A 1273-nucleotide genomic window follows, 5' to 3' on the forward strand; every position below is an offset into this window, starting at 1 on the left:
CCTTTTTGTGGTTAATCCTGCCGGATGATTTCGGCGTGGATGTCCAGGCCGATCGTGGGTTGTACAAGATCAGGATATCCAGACGCGCCAAACTCATTTCGATTGATCGCCCCCTCTAGCCGGATGGACAGGGTGTCCAAATCATCCACCGCGCTTCCCGGTCTCCGATACAGATTGGCGCTCAAAGTCACCGGACGCGTGATACCGCGCACTGTCAGATCGCCGGTCACGGTTGCACCTTCCGAGATACGGCCAGTGGGTCCCAGCTGAATCTTAGTCGTGATGAAACGGATGGTGGGGTATTGGGCAGCGTTCAACACACTTTTTCCCAACATCGGACCTCGGGCAAATGGTAGGTTCGTCCGCGCCCGGGCCACGTCCAGCACGACATCGACCCGGCTGTTTTGCAAGCGATTGGTATCAATCAGAATTTGGGCCGACTGTACTGGTATCGTGCCCGTCTGAAGCGCGCCGGACAAATCATAGGTGAAGCCGACGGAACTGCGCGATGCTGCCAGCGCATATGGGGTGAGGGCGGCCATCGCTGCCCGTGCCATTGGTAACGCGCAAAGGCTTGCAATCAGGCTGCGTCGGGTAAGGTTCCTCATGCCATCGCCGTGCGACCGCGCTGGCGCGAGCGTTTCATGAGCATCAGCACGATTGCGATGTTCAGCCCGTTCCAAAGGATGCCATTGATGAAAGCAAACTGATAACTGCCAGTCACGTCGTAGATCCAGCCCGACATCCAACCACCCAGAGCCATGCCGAGGATAGTCATCATCATGACAAAACCCACGCGCGCGCCGGCCTCTTGCGGGGGCATATATTCGCGTACAATCAGCGCGTAGCTGGGGACGATACCACCCTGGGCCAGCCCGAATAGCATGCTGACTACATAAAGCGAAACCATCCCATCATAAGGGAGAAACAGGAACAGAGCGATACATTGCAGGACCGAGCCGATCAGCAGTGTTGAAAGCCCTCCCAACCGGTCCGCGACAAGCCCCGAGATGATACGGCTAACCACGCCGCCCAACAGCATCAGAGACAGCATCTCGGCACCAACGGCCGGGCCATAGCCCAAGCCCACACAATAGGAGACAATATGGACCTGGGGCATCGACATGGCCACGCAGCAGCCGATACCAGCCAGCCCGAGGATGTACTGCAGGGCGCGGGGTGAAAAGCCGACGCTTTGTGCTTTGACCTGTGCTGCCGCTGCTGCCGTACCATGCGCCTCGACGGGGACCTGTCTGCGCAAAAGCAGGGACAG

2 protein-coding genes are annotated in these 1273 nt (G+C 58.4%); both read right to left on the minus strand.

Annotation, left to right across the window (positions count from 1 at the left end; all coding sequences use genetic code 11):
- Window positions 1-11: 11 nt before the first annotated feature.
- Window positions 12-608 (minus strand): YceI family protein, encoded by a 597-nt coding sequence (locus ACR0EL_RS21615; protein ID WP_170393327.1) that lies wholly within the window; start codon window positions 606-608, stop codon window positions 12-14.
- A partial coding sequence (locus tag ACR0EL_RS21620) for an MFS transporter (RefSeq protein ID WP_480502232.1) occupies window positions 605-1273 on the minus strand: 669 nt, incomplete at its 5' end. The genes ACR0EL_RS21620 and ACR0EL_RS21615, both read right to left, overlap by 4 nt.

The sequence above is a fragment of the Ruegeria sp. AH12 genome (genome assembly GCF_056541465.1).